This window comes from Pseudomonas sp. Lz4W (genome assembly GCF_000346225.2).
Taxonomy (GTDB): Bacteria; Pseudomonadota; Gammaproteobacteria; order Pseudomonadales; family Pseudomonadaceae; genus Aquipseudomonas; species Aquipseudomonas paraversuta.
In genome coordinates this window covers 1,157,639-1,180,308 of record NZ_CP017432.1, presented here as the reverse complement: position 1 = coordinate 1,180,308, position 22,670 = coordinate 1,157,639, and the positions used below count along the sequence as shown (strand labels likewise).

At 59.9% G+C, this 22,670-nt stretch carries 22 protein-coding genes; 13 read left to right on the top strand and 9 right to left on the bottom strand.

Annotation, left to right across the window (positions count from 1 at the left end; all coding sequences use genetic code 11):
• Window positions 1-8 precede the first annotated feature (8 nt).
• Together B195_RS05655 and B195_RS05650 are read left to right on the top strand one after the other, a co-directional pair.
• A complete protein-coding gene (locus B195_RS05655) occupies window positions 9-266 on the top strand; it encodes a hypothetical protein (protein ID WP_003442858.1) in 258 nt (85 codons plus the stop codon).
• A gap of 221 nt (window positions 267-487) precedes the next feature.
• Window positions 488-1,108 carry a flavin reductase family protein gene (locus B195_RS05650; RefSeq protein WP_003442875.1) on the top strand — a complete coding sequence of 207 codons (621 nt, stop codon included), beginning with the start codon at window positions 488-490 and terminating at the stop codon, window positions 1,106-1,108.
• A 3-nt stretch (window positions 1,109-1,111) separates the two neighbouring features.
• On the opposite strand, the gene B195_RS05645 is transcribed toward B195_RS05650, so the two are convergent.
• Window positions 1,112-1,345 carry a hypothetical protein gene (locus B195_RS05645; protein WP_003442877.1) on the bottom strand — a complete coding sequence of 78 codons (234 nt, stop codon included), beginning with the start codon at window positions 1,343-1,345 and terminating at the stop codon, window positions 1,112-1,114.
• 32 nt (window positions 1,346-1,377) lie between these two features.
• Window positions 1,378-1,692 (bottom strand): putative quinol monooxygenase, encoded by a 315-nt coding sequence (locus B195_RS05640; RefSeq protein ID WP_003442878.1) that lies wholly within the window; start codon window positions 1,690-1,692, stop codon window positions 1,378-1,380.
• 318 nt (window positions 1,693-2,010) lie between these two features.
• Between B195_RS05640 and B195_RS05635 the strand changes: the two genes are divergently transcribed.
• Entirely contained in the window at window positions 2,011-2,940 is a 930-nt protein-coding gene (locus B195_RS05635; protein ID WP_003442880.1) for an AraC family transcriptional regulator, read from the top strand.
• On the opposite strand, the gene B195_RS05630 is transcribed toward B195_RS05635, so the two are convergent.
• Window positions 2,935-4,566, bottom strand: a complete 1,632-nt coding sequence (locus B195_RS05630) for a 5-guanidino-2-oxopentanoate decarboxylase (protein ID WP_003442882.1) — start codon at window positions 4,564-4,566, stop codon at window positions 2,935-2,937. The two genes, B195_RS05635 and B195_RS05630, sit on opposite strands and share 6 nt — an antisense overlap.
• A 111-nt stretch (window positions 4,567-4,677) precedes the next feature.
• On the opposite strand from B195_RS05630, the gene B195_RS05625 reads away from it, so the two are divergent.
• A complete protein-coding gene (locus B195_RS05625; RefSeq protein ID WP_003442884.1) occupies window positions 4,678-5,562 on the top strand; it encodes a LysR substrate-binding domain-containing protein in 885 nt (294 codons plus the stop codon).
• A 62-nt stretch (window positions 5,563-5,624) separates the two neighbouring features.
• Here the strand turns inward: B195_RS05625 and B195_RS05620 are convergent, their stop codons facing one another.
• On the bottom strand, window positions 5,625-6,239 hold the full coding sequence (locus tag B195_RS05620) for an NAD(P)-dependent oxidoreductase (protein ID WP_003442887.1): 615 nt from the start codon (window positions 6,237-6,239) through the stop codon (window positions 5,625-5,627).
• A gap of 43 nt (window positions 6,240-6,282) precedes the next feature.
• Entirely contained in the window at window positions 6,283-7,167 is an 885-nt protein-coding gene (locus B195_RS05615) for an MBL fold metallo-hydrolase (RefSeq protein ID WP_003442889.1), read from the bottom strand.
• A 113-nt stretch (window positions 7,168-7,280) separates the two neighbouring features.
• Here B195_RS05615 and B195_RS05610 point away from each other — a divergent pair, with 113 nt between their 5' ends.
• Window positions 7,281-8,180 carry a LysR family transcriptional regulator gene (locus B195_RS05610; protein WP_003442894.1) on the top strand — a complete coding sequence of 300 codons (900 nt, stop codon included), beginning with the start codon at window positions 7,281-7,283 and terminating at the stop codon, window positions 8,178-8,180.
• A gap of 324 nt (window positions 8,181-8,504) precedes the next feature.
• Here B195_RS05610 and B195_RS05605 read toward each other — a convergent pair whose 3' ends face one another.
• Complete coding sequence (locus B195_RS05605) at window positions 8,505-9,398, bottom strand: helix-turn-helix domain-containing protein (RefSeq protein ID WP_003442896.1); 894 nt, start codon at window positions 9,396-9,398, stop codon at window positions 8,505-8,507.
• Window positions 9,399-9,572: 174 nt separating this feature from the next.
• On the opposite strand from B195_RS05605, the gene pobA reads away from it, so the two are divergent.
• Together pobA and B195_RS05595 are read left to right on the top strand one after the other, a co-directional pair.
• Complete coding sequence (gene pobA / locus B195_RS05600) at window positions 9,573-10,757, top strand: 4-hydroxybenzoate 3-monooxygenase (protein WP_003442898.1); 1,185 nt, start codon at window positions 9,573-9,575, stop codon at window positions 10,755-10,757.
• A gap of 60 nt (window positions 10,758-10,817) precedes the next feature.
• Window positions 10,818-12,335, top strand: a complete 1,518-nt coding sequence (locus tag B195_RS05595) for an MDR family MFS transporter (protein ID WP_003442909.1) — start codon at window positions 10,818-10,820, stop codon at window positions 12,333-12,335.
• An 81-nt stretch (window positions 12,336-12,416) separates the two neighbouring features.
• Here the strand turns inward: B195_RS05595 and B195_RS05590 are convergent, their stop codons facing one another.
• From B195_RS05590 to B195_RS05580, 3 genes are all read right to left on the bottom strand, one after another.
• Window positions 12,417-13,238: a hypothetical protein gene (locus B195_RS05590; RefSeq protein ID WP_003442921.1), complete on the bottom strand. Its 822-nt coding sequence runs from the start codon at window positions 13,236-13,238 to the stop codon at window positions 12,417-12,419.
• A 61-nt stretch (window positions 13,239-13,299) separates the two neighbouring features.
• Window positions 13,300-14,298: an NAD(P)-dependent oxidoreductase gene (locus B195_RS05585; RefSeq protein ID WP_003442923.1), complete on the bottom strand. Its 999-nt coding sequence runs from the start codon at window positions 14,296-14,298 to the stop codon at window positions 13,300-13,302.
• A gap of 52 nt (window positions 14,299-14,350) precedes the next feature.
• Window positions 14,351-15,244, bottom strand: coding sequence for a LysR family transcriptional regulator ArgP (locus B195_RS05580; RefSeq protein ID WP_003442925.1), 894 nt, complete (start codon window positions 15,242-15,244; stop codon window positions 14,351-14,353).
• Between the two features lie 99 nt (window positions 15,245-15,343).
• Here B195_RS05580 and B195_RS05575 point away from each other — a divergent pair, with 99 nt between their 5' ends.
• From B195_RS05575 to B195_RS05550, 6 genes are all read left to right on the top strand, one after another.
• The gene (locus B195_RS05575) at window positions 15,344-15,745 is read left to right on the top strand and encodes an ACT domain-containing protein (RefSeq protein ID WP_003442927.1); all 402 of its coding nucleotides are present in this window, start codon (window positions 15,344-15,346) and stop codon (window positions 15,743-15,745) included.
• Window positions 15,746-15,750: 5 nt separating this feature from the next.
• The gene (locus B195_RS05570) at window positions 15,751-16,353 is read left to right on the top strand and encodes a LysE/ArgO family amino acid transporter (RefSeq protein WP_003442932.1); all 603 of its coding nucleotides are present in this window, start codon (window positions 15,751-15,753) and stop codon (window positions 16,351-16,353) included.
• A 186-nt stretch (window positions 16,354-16,539) separates the two neighbouring features.
• Window positions 16,540-17,136, top strand: coding sequence for a superoxide dismutase (locus B195_RS05565; protein ID WP_003442934.1), 597 nt, complete (start codon window positions 16,540-16,542; stop codon window positions 17,134-17,136).
• 232 nt (window positions 17,137-17,368) lie between these two features.
• A complete protein-coding gene (locus tag B195_RS05560) occupies window positions 17,369-19,435 on the top strand; it encodes a bifunctional diguanylate cyclase/phosphodiesterase (RefSeq protein WP_003442936.1) in 2,067 nt (688 codons plus the stop codon).
• A gap of 145 nt (window positions 19,436-19,580) precedes the next feature.
• Window positions 19,581-20,927: an imelysin family protein gene (locus tag B195_RS05555; RefSeq protein ID WP_003442937.1), complete on the top strand. Its 1,347-nt coding sequence runs from the start codon at window positions 19,581-19,583 to the stop codon at window positions 20,925-20,927.
• Window positions 20,928-21,228: 301 nt separating this feature from the next.
• Window positions 21,229-22,644 carry a di-heme oxidoredictase family protein gene (locus tag B195_RS05550; RefSeq protein ID WP_003442938.1) on the top strand — a complete coding sequence of 472 codons (1,416 nt, stop codon included), beginning with the start codon at window positions 21,229-21,231 and terminating at the stop codon, window positions 22,642-22,644.
• The last annotated feature ends 26 nt before the right edge of the window (window positions 22,645-22,670 follow it).

Below are 22,670 nucleotides of genomic sequence, written 5' to 3'. Positions count from 1 at the left end.
GCACGACCATGAAAACCAAATTTATCCTCGCCGCCGCCCTCTCAGTCCTGGCCTTCAACGCTTTTGCAGGCGACGGATTTGATCGCACCCAATCAGCAACCTTTGCTGAAGATGGCTACAGCCGCACAGGTTCTGCCGCAGTCGCTGCCGACGGTTATGACCGCACCGGTTCTGCCACCTTTGCCGAAGACGGTTACAGCCGCACCCAGTCGGCCACCTTCGCCGCCGATGGCTATGATCGTACCCACGGCGCCCGCTTCAGCTAACACCTGAAGTTGCCACTCCAGCCCGGCTTCGGCCGGGCTTAGTCGTTTCTGGAGCAAGGTAAAAGGCAATGGCCTCCTACTTGTAGGCGCGAGCTTGCTGCTGCAGGTAGAAAGGGGCTCAATCACGCCCAAAATCTCAAAAAGCCAATCTTGTTTTGTCATTCAACAAAATGGCTTGCACTATATAGCCCCTCTATCCCAGCCGTTTGCGGACTCCTGCCATGCATGACGACATCCATTTCTATGAGCCCGCCAAGGGCCACGGTTTACCCCATGATCCATTCAACGCCATCGTCGGGCCGCGGCCGATCGGCTGGATTTCGTCGCAGGATGCCCAGGGCCGGCTGAACCTTGCGCCCTACAGCTTTTTCAATGCGTTCAACTACATCCCGCCAATCATCGGGTTTTGCAGTGTGGGCCGCAAAGACAGCCTCAATAACATCGAGCAAACCGGCGAGTTCGTCTGGAACCTGGCTACCCGGCCTTTGGCCGAGGCGATGAACCAGAGCTGTGCGATGGTCGCGCCAGAGATCAATGAATTCGAATTGGCCGGGCTGACGACCGTGGCCTCACGGGTAGTAAGCGTGCCCCGGGTGGCCGAAACCCCGGTGTCGTTCGAGTGCAAGGTGACGCAGATCATTCAGCTGCAAAGGGCAGACCAGGAACTGGTGCCAAGCTGGCTGATTCTGGGGGAAGTGGTGGCGGTACATATCGCCAGGCATCTGCTTAAAGACGGGATTTACGACACTGCCGCCGCTGAACCTATTTTGCGCGGCGGCGGCCCGGCGGATTACTTCCAGCTGGGGCCTGAGGCGCTGTTCAAAATGCACCGCCCCCGCTAGTCGTTACCAGACCAGTTCGGCGTCTTCAGTAACGCCCTGCAGGTCTTCAAGCTTTTGAGCGGCGGCCGCATCGGCTTCGGTCGCTGTTTTAAAAGTCTGATCGATCAACACTTTGTGAAAGCGCGGCGCGCCGCCTTCGTACAAGGCTTTGACTGCAATCGCCGCATGGTAAGTACCGGGCTCTACCGGAACAACCGCTGATACCGCTTCAAAATGTGCAAACTCTTTACGCGCCATGCTGAAAACTCCGGCCACAAAAAACCGGCATTCTACCTGTTCAACCCGCCTGCATCGCTGAAGGTTTTAAAATCGATGCTTTCAACCACCTGTTGGTGCACCAGCACGCTGTAAACCTCCATCACCGGGGAGTTGAAGTAGGCTTGCATCGAGGGTTCATCCTGCCAATGGCCCACGACGTGCCACAACAGCGGGTCAGTGTCGCAATGCTGCAAGGCAAAGTGCATACAACCGGCGGCTTTACGGGTGGGCTCGAGCAGTTGGTTGAGGCAGGTCTGCACTTGGGCCGAGCACCCTACGCGAGCGCGGACCAAGGTCATATGACTGACGGCACTGGACTGGGGCATGGTGGCCTCCACAAAAGAAAGTGGCATGGGTGAGAGGTTCAAAGCTTATAGCCCGGCGCTCCTGGCCGTTAGTCGATTCCTGCCCCTGGCTTGCACAATTCTGCAAAACCTTGCACGTCCCCCTCCTCTGCCCAGGTACTCACCAGACTGACTGGGCGCTATGCTTTCAAGCAATCATCGACCTCTGCCACGGCCTCGCCGGACAGCCAACCCCGGACAGCGACAGAATCAGGCAAGCCTTCGACAGGAATCGACTACCCCTGCGCCTTGCACAAATTTAAGCTGTGCCCACTCTGCCGCTTTAACGAGGATGCTCCCATGTCACTGCTGGAACCGCCGCGCCCCGCGCTCGACCCCGCGCTAGAAAAGCAGCGGGTGGAACTGGCTGACCTGATCCACCGTCACGCCCGTGAAGACGGCACGTTCACTACTCCCGTCGAGGCGCTGTTCGTTTCGCGCTACAGCCGGCCCAGTGACTTTTCCCCCAGCCACCCCAAACCGGCCCTGTGCATCATGGCCCAGGGCCGCAAGGAGGTGCGGTTAGCCGATGAGTACTTTGCCTACGATCCGCTCAATTACCTGGTGGTTTCGGTGTCGATGCCCATCAGCGGCCGGGTTCTGGAGAGTGATCCCGAACAGCCGGTACTGGCCCTGCGCTTGGATATTGATCCGGTAGACATCACTACCTTGATCAGCGACGCCGGGCCCATGGGCGTACCGTCACGGCCTGCGGGGCGGGGCCTGTATGTCGAACCCATCGACCAGCCGATGCTCGACGCCTTGCTGCGCCTGACCCGCCTGCTCGACACGCCGAAAGATATCGCCATGCTTGCGCCCTTGATCCGCCGCGAGATTTTGTACCGCCTGTTGCGCAGCCCGCAGGGCTACCGGCTGTATGAAATAGCCAGCGAGAACAGTCAGACGCATCGTGTTAGCCGGGCGATTTCCTGGCTCAACGGTAACTTCGAACAGCCGCTGCGCATCGACAGCCTGGCCCGGGAGGCCAATCTCAGCGTGTCGACCTTGCACCACCGCTTCAAGGCGATGACAGCCATGAGCCCGTTGCAGTACCAAAAACAGCTGCGCCTCAACGAAGCGCGGCGGTTGATGCTCAGCGAGGGGCTGGATGCATCGGCCGCCGGCTACCGTGTGGGCTACGAAAGCCCTTCGCAATTCAGCCGCGAGTACAGCCGCCTGTTTGGTGCGCCACCGGTACGGGATCTGGCGCGCCTGCGAATGAGCCTATAGCGCCAGAGACTGTTGCCAGTGCAGCTCGTCGATTTCGATCAGGGTCGGCCCCTGACGGTCGGCGGCACTGGCCAGCGCTGCGCGCAGTTGCCCTTCGCCCTCCACCGCCAGTGCGGCACAGCCCATGGCTTTAGCCACACCGATAAAGTCCGGAGTGTAGATATCGACGCCCACCGGCTCGATGGCACGATTGAGCATGTACTTCTTGATTTCGCCGTAACCCTGGTTGTTCCACAGCAACAGGATAATCGGCGTGCGAGCTTCAACCGCGCTGGCCAGTTCGGACAGGGTAAATTGCAAGCCGCCATCGCCGATCAGGCATAACACCGGACCACCCGCCTGGCCGCCACTACGACGCCCCAGCCAGGCACCAACGGCCGCCGGCAAGGCATACCCCAGGGTGCCGTAGCCGGTGGAAGAGTTGAACCAGCGCCGCGGCTGATCGGGATTGAAGGTCAGGTTGCCGGTGTATACCGGCTGGGTCGAGTCGCCGACACATACTGCATCCGGCAATACATCGAACAGGGTCTGCAAAAAGTGCGTTTGCGCCCGGGTCGGCGCATCCCAGTCACTTGCCAGTTGCGCCTGCAAGCGGCTGACCCGCGCCGCGCCCCATTCGGCACCGCGTGCCGGCAAGACGCCAAGTTCAGCCAGCAAGGCTTCAGCCGCCACTCTGGCGTCTGCCACCAGGGCCAGCGCGGGTGCATAGTTGCGAACCGTCTGATCCGGGTCGATATCGATCCGCAGCAAGACCCCGGGAATTTCAAAGCCACCGGCAAAGGTGATGTCGTAATCGGTTTCGGCCAGCTCGGTGCCAATGGCCAGGACTACGTCCGCTTCGGCGACCAAAGCGCGGGTGGCCACCAGGGACTGGGTGGAGCCGATCAGCAGCGGATGGGCGGCAGGCAGCATGCCCTTGGCGTTGATGGTCAAGGCCACGGGCGCACCCAGCCGTTCGGCCAGTTGTTGCAGCGCCGGGGCCGCGTCAATTGCACCGCCACCGGCCAGAATCAATGGCCGTTTGGCCTGGGCCAGACGCTGGCCCATCTGTTCGATAGCAGCGGGCGCCGCGCCAGCACGAGCAATGCTGACCGGTTGGCTGGCAAGCAGCGCATCAGCATTTTCCACCAGCACATCCAGCGGAATTTCGATATGTACCGGCCGTGGTCGTCCCGCCTGGAACACGGCAAAAGCGCGGGCCAGTACGGCCGGCAGTTCAGCCGCCGACATCAGGGTGTGGGAAAACGCCGCCACTCCAGCCACCATCGCACTCTGGTTCGGCAACTCGTGCAGCTTGCCGCGGCCACCGCCCAACTGACTGCGCGACTGCACACTGGAGATCACCAGCATCGGAATCGAATCGCCATAGGCCTGGCCCATTGCCGTGGTGATATTGGTCATGCCCGGGCCGGTAATGATGAAGCACACCCCGGGTTTGCCACTGGTACGGGCATAGCCATCAGCCATGAAGCCGGCACCCTGTTCGTGACGCGGGGTCACGTGATTGATCGACGAGCCCGCCAGCCCGCGATACAACTCAACGGTATGCACGCCGGGAATGCCGAATACCTGCTCAACCCCGTAGGCCTCCAGCAACTTGACCAATACTTCGCCGCACGTCGCCATCTGTCCTGCCCCTCTTGTTGTTCTAAATGAACCATTGAAGCGGGCGAGTGTGGCGCGCACAACGCAAACCTGCTCATACTAGCCATGTCCTGTGCTCATGGCTGACTCCTGATGAAACGCCTTCCGCCACTCCCTGCGCTGCATACTTTTTTAATCACTGCCCAATGCTGCAACTTCACCCGGGCCGGAGAGCAGTTGCATATCTCCCAGGGTGCCGTGAGCCGGCAGATTGCCGGGCTTGAAGATCACCTGGGCTATGCCCTGTTCCACCGCCAGGCACGGGGCTTGAGCCTGACCGAGCAAGGCCAGGCGCTGTACCCGAGGATCGAGCAGGCCTTCGATCTGATCGGTGAAGCGGTCGAGCAGGCCAGCGTGCGCCGTACCCCGCTGCAGATAAAAGCTCCGACCTGCATGTTGCGCTGGCTGTTGCCCAAATTGATGGAATGGCAAAAGCTGCGCCCGGACGTGCCGGTAGAACTGACCAGCAGCATGGAGCACGGGGTGGATTTTCGCCGTGAGACCTTCGATGCCGCGGTGATTTACAGCGCCACCCCGGGACCAAAGCGCCTGGGGCAACACCTGCTGGATGAGCAACTGACCCCCGTATGCGCCCCGCAGTTACTGGAGGGCAGCGAAGCCATCAATAGCCTGGACGACCTTAAGCACCACACGCTACTGCACCCCAGCCGCGATCAACGGGACTGGAGCAATTGGCTGAATGCTGTCGGAGGCGATGTCGCGAGCATCTGCAAAAGTCAGTACTTCGACACCCTGGACCTGGCCATGACGGTGGCAGCCCAGGGCAACGGTGTCGCGATCGGTGACTGGTCACTGATCGGCGACGACCTGAAGAGTGGCCGCCTGGCCCTGCCATTTGATTTGAAAGTACGCACCGGAGCGGTGTATCAGCTTGTCTGCTCGCCGCGCGCAGAAGCTTCGGCGCCGCTGCGCGAATTAATGGAATGGCTGGTCAAGCAGGCAACAACAACGCCGTAGGGGCGAGCTCGCCTCGCGACAATACTGTCACCAGACCTGCTCGCCCCTGTCACAGCCGGTAATCAGTAACCGACCGTAAACCGCTGACGCGAATGCTTGGGGTGCTCCACTTCATCGAGCATGGCGATGGCGAAGTCGGCGAAGGTGATCCAGCTTTTGCCTTCGGCACTGACCAGCAAATGATCTTTGCCCAAACGGAATTTACCGGTGCGCGGGCCTTCTACAAACTCGGCAGACGGGGAAATAAAGGTCCAGTCCAGGTCCTTCTCGGCGCGCAGGGTATCCAGATAAACGCCTCCGGCTGTGGCTTCCGGCTTGTACTCGGCAGGGAAACCCGGGCTTTCGATGACCTTGGTATTGTCGGGCAGCAACAGCGAACCCGCACCACCGACAAACAGCAGGCGCCTGACACCGGCTTTTTTTACCGGGTCGATGATGGCCGCAGCCGGCAGGGTCGAGAAGTGCGCAGCACTCAACACCACATCGTTACCTGCCACCGCCTCTTGCAGCGCGGCTGCGTCGTTGATGTCCACATCCTTGGTCACAACTGCGTCACGGGCGCCGATTTTCGAAGCATGGCGGGCAATGGCCGTAACGCTGTGACCGCGACGCAGGGCTTCTTCCAACAATTGACTACCCGCACGACCGGTAGCGCCGATAATTGCAATCTTGCTCATGACATTCTCCAGCTGGATTGATGGGTGGCAGGTAAATCCTGCCTCACCACTGCACTTCGTCTTTGGCTACTTTGGCGCTCAGTTCCAGCGAAGATTCTTCGCCCAGATCCGGGTAGCGTTTTTTCATCGCGGCGATCAGTTCTCCCGAATTGCGGGCCTTGAGGGCTTCTTCGTCAAAGGCCTTGATGTAGTCGCGGGTGAAATGTACGGCGTTCAGGGAGCGGTCGTTCTGCCCCAGGTAATGACCGGGCACGACCACTTGCGGTTGCAGGCTGTCGATACGTTTGAGAGTGGCCAGCCACTGGCGGTGGGACTGCGGGGTCTGGGTATCGGCCATCCACACGTGCAGGTTGTCGGCCACTACCACGCCGCCGACCACCGCCTTGAGCGAGGGAATCCAGACGAAGGTGCGATCCGGCTGTCTGCCGCCCAGACCTACGATATCCAGCTCACGCCCTTCAAGCTCCAGGGTGTTGCCCTTCAACACCTGCGGCACGATCAACCGGCCCGATACATCCTGGCCCATCTGCGGTCCCCAGTACGCCAGCTTGGCGTCCTTGGTTTTATTGATGTGCTCGACAGTCGGCCCCGAGGCCAGCACTTTGGCGTCCGGGAAGGCCCGGGTCAGGGTTTCCAGGCCGAAGTAGTAATCCGGGTCGCCATGGCTGATGTAGATGGTGGTCAAGTGTTTGCCGCTGGCGCGGATCTTGTCGACCACTTGCCGGGCCTGGGCGGCGGCAAACTGGGCATCAATCAGAATCGCGTCTTTTTCACCGCTGACCAGCACTGAGGACACCGGGAAAATGGCCGCAGCACCGGGGTTGTAGACGTCCAGGGTCAAGGGGGCCGGGGCCGCCGCCGCGTGGGCAGCAAAGCCCAGTACGGCAGCACCGAGAATGAAACGGCGCAGGGTGGAAAATCCAGGCATGGGAGGTATCCAGAGTCGTGGGACGATGCAGGTGATGGACAGAGCTTAGTAGCACCCCAGCCAACTAAAAATGCGATGCTTGAACATAGTCTGTTTCGGATATCGGGCAAATCATGGATCGTCTTACTGCAATGCGGGTGTTCACCACCGTCGTCGACCTTGGCAGCCAGTCAGCGGCGGCCGATCATCTGGACCTGTCGCGGCCTGTGGTGTCGCGGTACCTGGCTGAACTCGAAGAGTGGGTGGGCGCCCGCTTGATGCACCGCACCACCCGCAAACTGAGCCTGACCGCCGCCGGTTTCGAAACGCTGCCCCGCTGCCGGCAATTACTGGAACTGGCAGATGACCTGCAGGCCACAGTCAGTGTTCCCGGTGATGCGCCGCGGGGTTTGCTGCGGATCAGCGTCAGCACCTCATTCGGCCAGGCCCAACTGGCCGCTGCCGTTGCTGACTATGTGCGGCTCAACCCGCAGGTCAGCGTCGATCTGCAAATGCTCGACCGCACAGTGAATCTGGTGGATGAACGGATTGATCTGGCAATTCGCACCAGCAATGACCTGGACCCGAACCTGATTGCCCGCAAGCTGACGGTCTGTCGTTCGGTGTTATGCGCAGCACCGGCCTATCTGCGCGAGCACCCGGCACCGCAACAGGTCGATGACCTCAGCCGGCACAACTGCCTGACTCACTCCTACTACGGCAAAAGCCTGTGGCATTTCACCCGGCGCGGCGAAGAAATAGCGGTGCCGGTGCAAGGCAACATCAGCGCCAATGAAGCCAGCACCCTGTTGAGCGCCACACTGGCAGGGGCCGGAGTTTCATTGCTGCCCACCTATCAGGCCGGGATACATGTGCGCCAGGGCACACTGGTCCGTCTGCTGCCAGATGCCGAACCCCGGGTGATGAACATTTACGCGGTGTATGCCTCGCGCAAGCACATGCCCGCCACGTTGCGCAGCATGCTCGACTTTCTCGCCGGGCGCTTTACCGAAAAACCGGCGTGGGATGCCTGAAAAAACATCTAGAGCGCGGCCACATAATCTTGCGAATAGTCCATTTGGAGGATGAAGCGCTGCAACTCCACTCGTACAACTAGCATGGCAAGTCCTTAGGTCTGAACTAGCCTCAATGGTGTGACGTCTAGGAGATGAATGCCATGACCACTAAAACAAAAACCAGATGCATGACCTTGTTTCTCATTTTTGCTGCCGCTGTCATCTTTGCTGGCGCTTGCTACCGCGCCGAACAAACCCGGCAAGCAGTCGGATATACCGTCAGTTGCAATGGCGGGCACTGTAATTCTGCGTTTAGCGCTCTGAGGTAAGGATGCCCCGGAGTCAGACCGGACTGCTGTTGTCAGTCCGGTCTGTACGAAACGCGCTGGGCGAAGTCCCGGTCAGGCGCCGGAAAAAACGCGCAAAATACGCCGGGTCGGCAAAACCCAGGCTATCGGCCACTTCGCTGATGGTCATCGGTGTGTAAATCAAATGCCGTTTGGCCTCCAGCAACAGGCGCTGATGAATGATCTGCAACGCTGACTGCCCCGCCAGTTCACGGCAGATGCTGTTTAGATGCGCCACCGAAATGCCTACCTGATGCGCTAACTGCTCCACGGCGGGTTGTTGGCGAAACAGGATCTCGACCCGTTGATTGAACAGGCTCAAATACTCCCGGCCACGTTGTGGCAATTGCCGCGCTTCACGCCGTGCGATGACCTGGCGCGTGACCCACACCAACAGCACGCTGATGAGCGATTGCAGGAGCATGTCCCGGGCCGGCCGGTCGCCCGCATATTCGCTTTGCAGCACACTGAACAGATTATTCAGGTAATGCCGATCCTTGCCCGCCGGGTAACTGGCCGCCCTTTGCAAAGCACTCAGCGAACCGCCCAGCTGGGCTTGCAACTGCGCCACCAACGGCGCGGCCAGCGTCAGGACATAGCCGTCAACGTCAGGGGAAAACTGAAAACCGTGGACGCATAACGGCGGGATTACCTGAATCGCAGATTGCTCCAGCACATGCTGCTGGCCTTCGATTTCAACCTGCGCCCGCCCCTTGTGCACGTACAGCAACTGGCACAGATCTGCATGCCGATGGGGGCGAATCTCCCAGTCGTGGACGCGGCTGCGCAACGAAATGGTTTCGCAGTGCAGCAGGTCGGGACTGAGCCAGTCCTGCTGCTCACCATAAAGCTTGAAGACCGGGATCGACGGATAAGAGGAAAGATTCATAGCGCCAGTGTCTAAAGATGGGTCAAGGGCCGATAACCGCACCGATTAGCGAAAAGTACCGGTAATGACGTGGTTATCACCTTCTATTGCCCGCTTCGCAAGCGAAAAATACAAGCACAAACTAATAAGAACCACCTCGCCCTTAACGGCCGGGGCTTGCGAGAGACCACCACGATGAGAACTCAAGTCGCCATTATCGGTGCCGGCCCTTCAGGCCTGTTGCTCGGTCAACTGCTGCATGGAGCGGGCATCGATAACATCATTATCGAACGCCAGACTGCCGATTACGTCCTGGGGCGAATCCGCGCCGGGGTGCTTGAGCAAGGTATGGTCGACCTGCTGCGACAGGCCGGAGTCAGCCAGCGCATGGACGCTGAAGGCCTGGTGCACGACGGTTTTGAACTGGCACTGGATGGCCGCCAGGTCCATATCGATCTCAAGGGTCTGACCGGCGGAAAAACGGTGATGGTCTACGGCCAGACCGAAGTGACCCGCGACCTGATGGCTGCACGTACGCAAGCAGGCGCGCAAACCCTGTACAGCGCCAGCAACGTCCAGCCCCACGACATGAAAACCGATGCGCCCTACCTGACCTTTGAGAAAGACGGCGAAAGCTGGCGCCTGGATTGCGACTACATTGCCGGCTGCGATGGCTTTCACGGAGTGGCGCGCCAGTCGATTCCCGGCGACGTACTGAAAATCTTCGAGCGCGTTTACCCCTTCGGCTGGCTCGGGGTGCTTTCAGATACCCCGCCCGTCAACGACGAACTGGTTTACGCCAAACATGAGCGCGGTTTTGCCCTGTGCAGTCAGCGCTCGGCAACCCGTAGCCGTTATTACCTGCAAGTGCCGGCCGATGAGCAGGTCGAGGACTGGTCCGACCAGCGCTTCTGGGACGAACTCAAGGCCCGCCTGCCGCAGCCCCTGGCCGAACGTCTGGTGACCGGGCCGTCAATCGAGAAAAGCATCGCGCCGCTACGCAGCTTCGTGGTCGAGCCCATGCAGTACGGGCGGATGTTTCTGGTGGGGGACGCCGCACACATCGTGCCGCCCACCGGGGCCAAAGGCTTGAACCTGGCCGCCAGTGATGTCAGCACCCTGTTCAATATTCTGCTCAAGGTATACACACAAGGTCGCACCGATTTGCTGGAGCGCTACTCCGAGGTGTGCCTGCGCCGAGTATGGAAGGCCGAACGCTTTTCGTGGTGGATGACCTCGATGCTGCACCGTTTCCCTGACAGCGACAGCTTTAGCCAGCGGATTACCGACAGTGAGCTGGCATATTTCGTCGACTCTGTGGCAGGGCGCACGACCATTGCAGAAAATTACGTGGGCCTTCCTTACGAGGCTATCGAATAGCAAGCTATCGAGTAGACTGGGCGGCATTCCACCACAGGCATGCCGCGCACAGGTGTTGTAGTGACCAATCTGAATCAGCCCCCCCAATCCAGACCCGCCATTCGCAGCATTCTGGTTGCCCTGATGCTGGCGATTTTCCTCGGCGCGCTGGACCAGACCATCGTAGCCGTCTCCATCCCTGCCATCTCCGCCCAGTTCAAGGACGTCAGCCAGCTGGCCTGGGTGATTTCGGGCTACATGGTGGCCATGACCGTGGCCGTTCCCATCTACGGCAAACTCGGCGACCTGTACGGGCGCCGACGCCTGATGCTGTTCGGCATGGGCCTGTTCACCCTGGCCTCGCTGTTTTGCGGGCTGGCGCAGAACATGGAGCAACTGGTGCTGGCGCGCATCATTCAGGGGATCGGCGCGGGCGGGATGATTTCGGTAAGCCAGGCAATCATTGGCGACATCGTGCCACCCCGCGAGCGCGGGCGTTATCAGGGCTATTTCAGCGGCATGTACGCCATTGCCAGCGTTGCCGGGCCGGTTCTGGGCGGCTATATGACCCAATACCTGTCATGGCGCTGGGTATTTTTGATCAATTTGCCCCTGGGCCTGGCAGCGTGGTGGATCTCGTACCGCACACTGGTCGGGCTGCCCGTGCCGCAACGCAAACCGATCATTGATTACCTAGGTACGGTATTGATGATTGTCGGGCTCACGTCATTGCTGCTGAGCATCACCTTTATCGGTCAGGGCCATAGCTGGCGGGATACTCAGGTGCTGGGGCTGCTGCTGGCTGCGCTGATTGCCCTTGGCCTGTTCGTACGGCATGAGCGCCGCACCCTGGAGCCGTTGCTGCCAATGCACCTGTTTGCCAACCGCAACGCGGTGCTGTGCTGGTGCACGATTTTCTTCACCAGTTTTCAGGCAATTTCGCTGATCGTGCTGATGCCGCTGCGTTATCAGAGCATCACCGGCGCGGGCGCTGACAGCGCCGCCATGCACCTGTTGCCACTGGCCATGGGCCTGCCGATGGGCGCTTACTTTGCGGGACGCATGACCTCGGTTACCGGCTATTACAAACCGATGATTCTGGCGGGCGCGGTGCTGATGCCCCTGGCCATTTCCGGCATGGCATTCAGCCCGCCAGGTTCGGAGGTATTGAGCGGCGTCTTTATGTTGTTCGCCGGGATTGCCGCCGGGCTGCAGTTTCCGACCTCGCTGGTGGGTGCACAAAATTCGGTACAGCAGCACGACATTGGCGTGGCCACCAGCACCACCAATCTGTTCCGCTCACTGGGCGGCGCAGTGGGTGTGGCGTTGATGTCGGCCTTGTTGCTGGCGCTGCTGCACGGTTCCTTGCTGGCCCCTGCCGGCGGCACAGGGATGCTGGTTGAAGGCAGCTCGGGCAACCTGTTGCTCGACAGCCTGAATACAGTGCAAGGCCCTGCACTGGCGAGCCTTCGCGCAGAATTGCTGCAGACCTTCCGTCACCTGTTACTGATCAGTGCGGCAATCTCGCTGCTGGGGTTGAGCGCCGCGATAGCCATGCCCAATCAGGTGCTGCGCGGGCGCGAAGACAAGGCGCAGTAAATTATTGGGCCATCGGTGCAGTCGTGAACACTGCACCGATGCCATCGCCAGCAAGCTCGCGGCTAGAGGTGTTGCACCCCATCAAGGCCGGGCGCTGATCTGCTTCTGCAAGTTTTGAATCTGGCTTTGCAGGGTGTTGATGTTGCGCGTCACCTGGCCACGGAAGGCGTCAAACTCAGCGGTATTGGTGCCCTGGGCGGGTGCCGGGCGGTTCTCCAGTTCACTTTTGAGCACCATCAAGTCCTGCTCCAGACGCTCTACCGCTGCACCCGGGTTGCCCTGTTTTTTCAGGGCCGCCACGTCCACCGCTTGTTGCGCGACGCTGGCTTTGAGTGTGGTCAGTTCACTGCCCAGGCTTTTGATATCGGCTTCGAGTCTGGTCTGGCTTTCTTTCTGGGCCGTCACCTGCAGCAACATCGCGGCATTGATCTGCTCAAAACGGTTGTCCAGTTCGCCCTGCTGCCCCGCCACCATGCCTTGCTGGCGCGTGCTCTGCTCCTGCAGCTGCTCTTCAATCTGCTTGATCTGCAACTTCAGGGCTTCGCTGCCGTTATTGATGTTCGACTCGCTGGCCACCACCTTGCCCGATATGGCCTGCAAGCGTCCCGCCGCATCCTCGCTGATACGGGCAAAGCTTTCCTGGGTCGCCACCAGTTGCTGCTCCATCAGCGAAATCTGCTGAAAGCTCCACCACCCCAGCCCCGCAACCGCCAGCATCAATGCACCGACAAGCACCCACAAAGGTCCGGTACTCGGCCCCTTGACCTTGATCACCGGCGTGTTGCGCGAGTACACCGTGGTGCGTTCACGGGCACCGCCAGCCGGCTCCAGCGGGTCCTGATCAGCCGCCGTGGCGCGCAGGAGCGGTACATCGTGAAAGTCGTCGCGGGCATCATTACGCATGGCTAAACCTTTTTTGAATCCTGAAAATGGGGTCAAGGTACAAGCTTCGGACACCAGAGGGTTAACGGTAAGGCGATTCCTGGGCTTTCCACCAGCCGCAAAACTCGTCAAGCGCCGCCCACAGACTGACTTTAGGGTCGTAGTCCAGATAGTGCCGGGCGCGGCTGATGTCGAGAGTAAAATCCTTGTCCATGATCTGCACGCCCAGGCGCGACAGGGTCGGCTCAGGCTGACCCGGCCACAGTTTGCAGGCGGCCTCGTTGAGCGCTCCCTGGCTGTAGGCCAGACCATAGCCTCGGTAGCGGGTAACTTGCGGCACGTTCATCTGGCGCATCACGTAATTGATCACATCCCACAGCGGAATGGGTGCGCCATTACTGATGTTGTAGGCCTTGCCCAGGGCCGAACCCGTGGTCAGCAGGCTGCTCATCAAGGCTTCGTTGAGATTCTGGATGCTGGTGAAATCGACCTTGTTCAGGCCATTGCCGACGATGGCCAGCCGACCTTTGCGTTGCAGCTTGAGCAGGCGCGGGAACAGGCTCATGTCCCCCGCCCCGGTGACGAATCGCGGACGCAGGGCAATCACCTCAAGGCCGAACTCCTGGGCACCGAAGACTTTTTGTTCCGCCAGGTTTTTGGTCGCGGCACAGGGATGCCGGAAACGCCGGGGCAACTGTTCTTCAGTCAAATCGGTATGGGAGCGGCCATCGAAGTACAGCGATGCCGAAGACAAATGCACCAGGCGCCGTACTCTCTGCTTCAGACAGGCTTCCACCACATTCTCGGTGACCAGCACGTTGTCGCGGTGGAAGTCCTGATAGCGACCCCAGGCGCCCACGTGACCGGCGCAATGCACCACGGCATCGACATCGACACACAAATCGCGCACCAGCAAGCCATCGGTCAAATCACCCGGGATAAATTCAGCCCCGCGCCGCACCAGGTGTTCAACACCTTCGGCCCGTCGCCCGCTGACCCGTACGTCAAAGCCCTGCTCCAGGGCAGAACGCGCAAAGCGTCCGCCAATAAAGCCGCTCGCGCCGGTGACCAGAATCTTCATCAATCACTCCAAATGCTGTAATTCTTGTTGCCTGCTGTTTAAACGCTGGTTGTCAGGCCAAAGGCACTAACCAGCGGGGTGCCGAGCGCGTTAAATGCTCGGTCAGTTGCCCCAGCAGTTGCCCACCGTTGCGCCAATGATGCCAGTACAGTGGCACGTCGATCGGTTTATCTGCCAAAAGCTCCACCAAAGCCCCGCTTGCAAGCTGCTCGCGCACCTGCAATTCAGGTACCAGCCCCCAGCCCAGGCCGGCTTCGGTGAGGCGAATAAAACCTTCGGAGGACGGACACAAATGGTGCTCGAAGCCGCCGTCGACCCCAAGGGATGCCAGGTAGCGATGTTGCAAAAAGTCATCCGGGCCGAATACCAGCGCGGGGGTTTTTGGCAACAACCCGGCACTCACCCCCTCGGGAAAATGCCGGGCAATGAACGCCGGGCTGGCCAGTGCGCGGTAGCGCATGGCGCCCAGCAATACGCTACGGGCCCCGGCCACCGGACGCTCACTGGCGCACAGGCAGGCGGCCACTTCACCGGCCCGCATCCGTTTGAGGCCCACGGTTTGATCTTCAACCACCAGGTCCAGCAACAGGTGCTGGTCGGCACAAAAGTCCCCCACCGCCACGGCCCACCAGGTGGCCAGACTGTCGGCGTTCAAGGCAATGCGCAGCCGTTCGGGCAGACCTTCATCGTCCAGGGCCGGGACCGCACTCTGCAAGTCACGCTCAAGCAGACGCACTTGCTGGACGTGGTTGAGCAAACGCCGACCAATCTCGGTCGGGCTCGGCGGTGTGGCGCGAATCAGCACCGGCTGGCCGATGCGTGCCTCCAGCAGCTTGATCCGCTGGGAGATGGCCGATTGCGAAAGGCCCAGGACCTGGGCCGCCCGTTCAAAACCGGCCTGTTCTACGACTGCGGCAAGGGCAGAGAGTAATTTATAGTCGAACATCAGTTTTCCTAATGAGCGATCAGCAATATTGGTTTTTCTTATACAGCTTCAGCCCCGAGAATAGCCAGCATCACTTTTCACTCTTCAAGGACTTACTCCATGGCCGGCGAAACCGCCCTGGCAACTCTGTTGCGCAGCATGAGCCCGCACCTCAACCAGGGTGACTACGTGTTTTGCACCCTGCCCGACCACCGCATCCCGGACAGTTGCGAGGTGATCGGCAGCTTTCGTGAACAAGAAGGCCTGACACTGATTGTCGAGCGCCAACAGGCCGAACAGGCCGGGCTTGCCTATGACTACATCGCCGCCTGGATCACCCTCAATGTGCACTCGGCGCTGCAGGCAGTCGGCCTGACAGCAGCCTTCGCCACTGCCCTGGGCCAGGCCGGAATCAGTTGCAACGTGATTGCCGGTTATTACCACGACCATCTGTTTGTCGGCCGCAGCGATGCAGATCGCGCCATGACAGTACTGAGTCAATTGGCAGCCAGCGCGGAGTAAGAACCATGTGGCAAAGTTATGTGAACGGCTTGCTGGTGGCCCTGGGTTTGATCATGGCCATTGGTACCCAGAATGCCTTTGTGCTGGCGCAAAGCCTGCGCCGGGAACATCACCTGCCGGTGGCGGCCCTGTGCGTGGTATGTGACGCCCTGCTGGTGGCTGCCGGTGTGTTTGGCCTGGCCACAGTGCTGGCGCAAAACCCTTTGTTGCTGGCCATCGCCCGCTGGGGCGGCGCAGCCTTCCTGCTGTGGTACGGCACCCTGGCCCTGCGCCGGGCCTGTTCGAAACAAAGCCTTGGGCAAGGTGAAAACCATAAGGTGCGTTCATTACGCGCGGTGATGCTCAGTGCCCTGGCGGTGACCCTGCTCAACCCCCATGTGTATCTGGACACCGTGTTGCTGATCGGCTCCCTGGGCGCCCAGCAAACTGAACCCGGCGCTTATGTCGCAGGTGCCGCCAGTGCCTCGCTGCTGTGGTTTTCCGCCCTGGCCCTGGGTGCCGCCTGGTTGGCCCCGTGGCTGGCACGCCCGGCAACCTGGCGCTGGCTGGACCTGCTGGTGGCGGTGATGATGTTCAGCGTGGCGTATCAATTAATAAGTGCCGGCTGATGCGGGCCAGAGCGTTTGCAAAATCTTTGGAACCTCTATTCCACACAGTTGTTGCGTGGTTTTGCCGCACCCCCGGTGCTATGATCCAGCCCCTGCGCCGCGAAGAGTAAAAACTCATCGGCGCGTGTTTGGCCGCCCGTGATCGGCCTTGCGCTCATCGCAACTGACCTGATTAGGAGAATCATCATGGCTTTCGAATTGCCGCCGCTGCCCTACGCACACGATGCCCTGCAGCCGCACATCTCCAAAGAAACCCTGGAGTTTCACCACGACAAGCACCACAACACCTACGTCGTGAACCTGAACAACCTGGTGCCAGGCACCGAGTTCGAAGGCAAAACCCTGGAAGAGATCGTTAAAACCTCTTCGGGCGGTATCTTCAACAACGCCGCTCAGGTCTGGAACCACACTTTTTACTGGAACTGCATGACGCCAAACGGCGGCGGCGCACCTACTGGCGCGCTGGCTGATGCCATCAACGCAGCCTTCGGTTCGTTCGACAAGTTCAAGGAAGAGTTCAGCAAGACTTCCATCGGCACCTTCGGCTCCGGCTGGGGCTGGCTGGTGAAGAAAGCTGACGGTTCCCTGGCCCTGGCCAGCACCATTGGCGCCGGCAACCCGCTGACCAGCGGCGACACCCCGCTGCTGACCTGCGACGTTTGGGAACACGCTTACTACATCGACTACCGCAACGTGCGTCCGAAGTATGTTGAAGCGTTCTGGAACCTCGTTAACTGGAAGTTCGTTGCTGAGCAGTTCGAAGGCAAAACCTTTACTGCTTAAGCCTGACTCCAGGTAAAAAAAACCCGGCATGCCGGGTTTTTTTTGTCTGCCTGAAAGTGTCTGCCCCGCCCCTGCCCGGTTTCGGGCCAGCCGTATCAAGACACCCGATATTTTTCATTCAGCCCCTCAAGTTAAAGAAGCCGCAGACCGACACATTAGCTGCCGTGGATATCTGCAGCGGCACTCAGGCACCTGGCCAAAAGCATTAGTGGCAGAAACAAGGAATAGCGCTTTGAAGCCGGAACTCAAAAACAGCTTGTCGTTCAAGTTGCTGCAGATCGTGTTGCTGTCGGCACTGGGCGTTGGAGCAGTGCTTGGTTGCGGGCAAATTGTGTTCTACGCCTACGAAACACGGCAGACCGTCAACAATGATGCGGGGCGTATCCTCGGCATGTTTCGCGACCCCTCGACTCAGGCGCTATATAGCCTGGACCGCGATATGGCGATGCAGGTCATCGAAGGCCTGTTTCAGGATGATGCCGTGCGTCAGGCGTCCATTGGTCACCCCGATGAAGCCAGCCTTGCGCAAAAGTCACGGCCCTTGCACACGTCCTCAAGCCGTTGGCTGACCGACCTTATTTTGGGCCGGCAACACACCGACAGCATTGCGCTGACGGGCCGTGAACCGGACCGCGAGTATTACGGCGACCTGAACATAACCCTCGACACCGCCCCTTTTGGCAAAGATTTCTTAACCAACGCCGTGATCATTCTGATCTCCGGCGTGCTGCGCGCGCTGCTGTTGGGGCTGGTGCTGTACCTGGTGTATCACTGGCTACTGACCAAACCCTTGTCAAAAATTCTCCGCCACTTGACCAGTATCAACCCCGATCGCCCCGGCGAGCACTGGATGCCGCCACTCAAGGGGCATGAAAACAATGAACTGGGGATGTGGGTCAACACCGCCAATCAGCTGCTGAGCTCAATTGAGCGCAATACCGATTTGCGCCGCGAAGCGGAAAACTCCTTGTTGCGCATGGCCCGGTATGACTTTTTGACCGGTTTGCCAAATCGACAGCAACTGCAGGCCCAACTGGGCAAAACCCTGGTGGAGGCTGGACGCTCGCAACGTCGTGTCGCGGTGCTGTGTGTGGGGCTGGACGATTTCAAAGGCATCAACGAACAGTTTGGCTATCAGACCGGTGACCGGCTGTTACAAGCCCTGACTGACCGGATTCGTGCCCACAGCGCATGCCAGGGCACTCTGGCACGCCTGGGCGGCGACCAGTTCGCGCTGGTCCAGGCCCATATCGAGCAGCCCTACGAGGCCGCCGAGCTGGCCCAGAAGATCATTGATGATCTCGAAATCCCCTTCAGTCTGGACCAGCACAACATCCGATTACGCGCCACCATTGGCATCACCTTGTTTCCCGAAGATGGCGACACATCTGAGCAGCTGCTGCAAAAAGCCGAGCAGACCATGACCCTGGCCAAAAGCCGGTCGCGCGGCCGTTATCAGTTTTATATCGCCAGCGTCGACCGCGAGATGCGGCGCCTGCGCCAGCTGGAAAAAGACTTGCGCGAAGCACTGCTCAATAACCAGTTGCACCTGGTCTACCAGCCGCAGATCCGTTACAGCGACCATCGGGTGGTCGGGGTCGAAGCGTTGCTGCGATGGCAGCACCCCGAGCACGGCCTGGTCCCTGCGGATCTGTTTATTCCGCTGGCCGAAAAAAACGGCAGCATCATTGCCATCGGTGAGTGGGTACTGCACCAGTCCTGCCGCCAACTGCGCGAATGGCATGATCAGGGCTTCAGCGAGCTGCGCATGGCAGTCAACCTTTCGACCGTGCAACTGCATCACGCCGAACTGCCACGGATGGTCAACGAGCTGTTTCACAACTACCACCTGGCACCCCGCAGCCTGGAGCTGGAGGTCACAGAAACCAGCCTCATGGAAGACATCGGCACTGCCGCCCAGCACCTGCTGAGCCTGCGTCGCTCCGGCGCCTTGATCGCGATTGATGACTTTGGCACCGGCTACTCATCCCTGAGCTACCTCAAGCGACTGCCGCTGGACAAAATCAAGATCGATAAAAGTTTTGTGCAGGACCTGATTGACGATGACGACGATGCGACCATCGTGCGGGCCATTATTCAGCTCGGCAAAAGCCTGGGCATGCAGGTAATAGCCGAAGGCGTCGAAACCGCCGAACAGGAAGCCTATGTGATCAAGGAAGGGTGTCACGAAGGCCAGGGCTATCTGTACAGCAAACCCCTGGGAGCACGGGAGTTGAGCGCTTACCTGGAGCAGGCCCGGCGTAATCGACTACTGAAGCTGCAACCCGGTGTTTCGTGATTGCCCCTGAATCGGGGTTGCCTGAAGGTAAATAAGAAATATTTACAACGCTAACCCTTTACACAAAATGCATATCTTTCGCATCATGTCGCAGTTTTGCGTGCAGCCGCACGCTTGTCCCACCTCTCGAAGCAGGATTTTCGCCATGATTCGTATGCCCCTGGCTACCGCCAGTCTGCTGGCCATTGCTATCTCACTCGCCGGTTGTGGCGACAAGGACAAGGAAAAAACTGCGGCGGCCCCTACGCCGGCAGCAGCCACCAGCACCGCAACGCCAGCGACCGATGTCAGCGCGGTGAAAATTGATGAAGCTGCCGCCAAAGCCGTTGTCGCGCATTACGCCGACATGGTTCACGCAGTATTCAGCGACGCCGAGTCGGGTGCGAAAAAACTGCAAACGGCTATCGACGCCTTCCTCGCCAAGCCCAACGATGACACCCTCAAAGCCGCCCGCGCGGCCTGGGTTGAGGCGCGCGTACCTTACCTGCAAAGCGAAGTATTCCGTTTCGGCAACACCATCATTGATGACTGGGAAGGTCAGGTTAATGCCTGGCCACTGGACGAAGGCCTGATCGACTACGTTGACACCAGCTACGCCGGTGCACTGGGCAACCCGGGTGCCAACGCCAACATTATTGCCAACACCCAGATCCAGGTCGGCGAAGACAAGGTCGACGTCACCGAAATCACCCCCGAGACCCTCGCCAGCCTGAACGAACTGGGCGGCTCCGAAGCCAACGTGGCGACCGGCTACCATGCAATCGAATTCCTGCTCTGGGGCCAGGACCTCAACGGTACCGGCCCTGGCGCGGGCAACCGTCCGGCGTCCGACTACCTTGAAGGCGAAGGCGCCACCGGCGGCCACAATGACCGTCGTCGCGCGTACCTCAAAGCGGTTACCCAACTGCTGGTCAACGACCTGGACGAAATGGTCGGTAACTGGGCACCGGATGTAACCGACAACTACCGCGCCACACTGCAAGCTGATACCCCGCAGAACGGCCTGCGCAAAATGCTGTTCGGCATGGGCAGCCTGTCGTTGGGTGAACTGGCAGGCGAACGCATGAAAGTGTCGCTGGAAGCCAACTCTCCGGAAGACGAGCAAGACTGCTTCAGCGACAACACCCACAACTCGCACTTCTACGATGCCAAAGGCATTCGTAACGTGTACCTGGGTGAGTACCTGCGTACTGACGGCACTAAAATGACCGGCCCGAGCCTGTCGTCGCTGGTTGTGGCGGTTGATCCGGCCACAGACGCCACGCTGAAATCCGATCTGGCAGACACCGAAGCCAAGATCCAGGTCATGGTTGATCTTGCCAACAAGGGCGAGCACTACGACCAACTGATCGCCGCGGGTAATGAGGCGGGCAATCAGGTTGTACGTGACGCCATCGCCGCCCTGGTCAAACAGACCGCGGCCATCGAGCAGGCAGCCGGCAAGCTGGGCATTAACGATCTGAACCCGGACACTGCCGACCACGAGTTTTGATCCGCAGGGTTTGAGTGAATGATGAGGCGGCCTTCGGGCCGCCTTTTTTATTCGACGCCACCTGGCTCTGCACAAGCGAGCTTTTTATCGAGCCCATGTTGATGGGCGAGTGAACGCGACATTCCCGGGAAGCTCGCTCCTGCAGTGCCGGGTCGGAGCAGCTTGCAAGGTGAGCAATTCCCTCCGTGCACAGGAACGAAAGCCTGCCCCTGATCAAACCAAATGCTAATCCCTCTTATTTCAATTCACCTTCCCTGATAAACTTTGCGCCCTCGATTTTGCTCGCTGATCTGGACGCTTGATGCCTTCGCTGCCTCTTCGCCTGTCTCTGCTGCTATTGGCCCTGGGCCTTGGCGGCTGTGATGATGCCCCGCGTTTTACCCAACCCGAGCCCGGTGAAGCCCGCTCCGGCGGGGATACGACAGTGGGTAAAGCCGATCGAAATGCGTTCTCCATGCCCTCCGCCAACCTTTCGCCAAGCCGGCGTCTGGATTTCAGTGTCGGCAACAGTTTCTTTCGCAGCCCCTGGGTCATAGCCCCCTCCACCACCACCGCCCGTGACGGCCTGGGCCCGCTGTTCAATACCAATGCCTGTCAGAACTGCCATATCAAGGACGGCCGCGGCCACCCTCCTGCGCCGGACGCCGTCAACTCGGTGTCCATGCTGGTACGCCTGTCGATTCCCGATCAACCCGCCTATGCCAGGTTGATCGAGCAGACCGGCGTAGTGCCGGAACCGGTTTATGGCGCTCAGTTGCAGGACATGGCCGTGCCCGGCGTTGCCCCCGAAGGCAAGGTGCGGGTCGAATACCAGCCGGTGCTGGTACATTTCAAGGACGGCACGGCAGTCGAGCTGCAAAAACCGACACTGCAAATCACCCAGCTCGGTTATGGCCCGATGCACCCGGACACCCGTTTCTCGGCACGCGTTGCACCGCCGATGATTGGCCTGGGTTTGCTTGAGGCCATCCCCGAAGAGGCGATTCTGGCCAATGCCAACACAGGTGACGGGGTTGCCGGACGTCCGAACCGGGTCTGGGATGATGCGCAACAAAAGACTGTTCTGGGGCGCTTTGGCTGGAAAGCCGGTCAACCGAACCTCAATCAACAAAACGTTCACGCCTTTTCTGGTGATATGGGGCTCACCACGTCCCTGAGACCCGTTGATGACTGCACCCCGGCCCAAACTGACTGTCTTCAAGCCCCCAACGGCAATGGCCCGGATGGCGAGCCAGAGGTCAGTGACAACATTCTGCGGCTCGTCGAGTTCTATACCCGCAACCTCGCCGTGCCTGCACGACGGGATGTCGGCTCGCCCCAGGTGCTGGCCGGCAAAAACCTGTTTTACCAGGCAGGCTGTGCGTCGTGCCATACGCCGACGTTCACCACCTCGGCCAACGCCGCTGAACCCGAACTGGCCAACCAGGTGATTCACCCTTACAGCGACCTGTTGCTCCACGATATGGGCGACGGTCTGGCCGACAACCGCACAGAGTTCGCCGCCTCCGGGCGCGACTGGCGCACCGCGCCACTGTGGGGTATAGGTCTGACCCGGACAGTCAGTGGACACACCCGGTTTTTGCACGATGGACGTGCACGCAACCTGCTCGAAGCCGTGCTCTGGCACGGTGGTGAGGCCGAACCGGCCAGACAGCAGGTGCTGCAATTCGATGCCGGGCAGCGCGCAGCGTTGCTGGCGTTCCTGAACTCTCTTTAACGCCTTACAAGATCGGGGACCCCGAC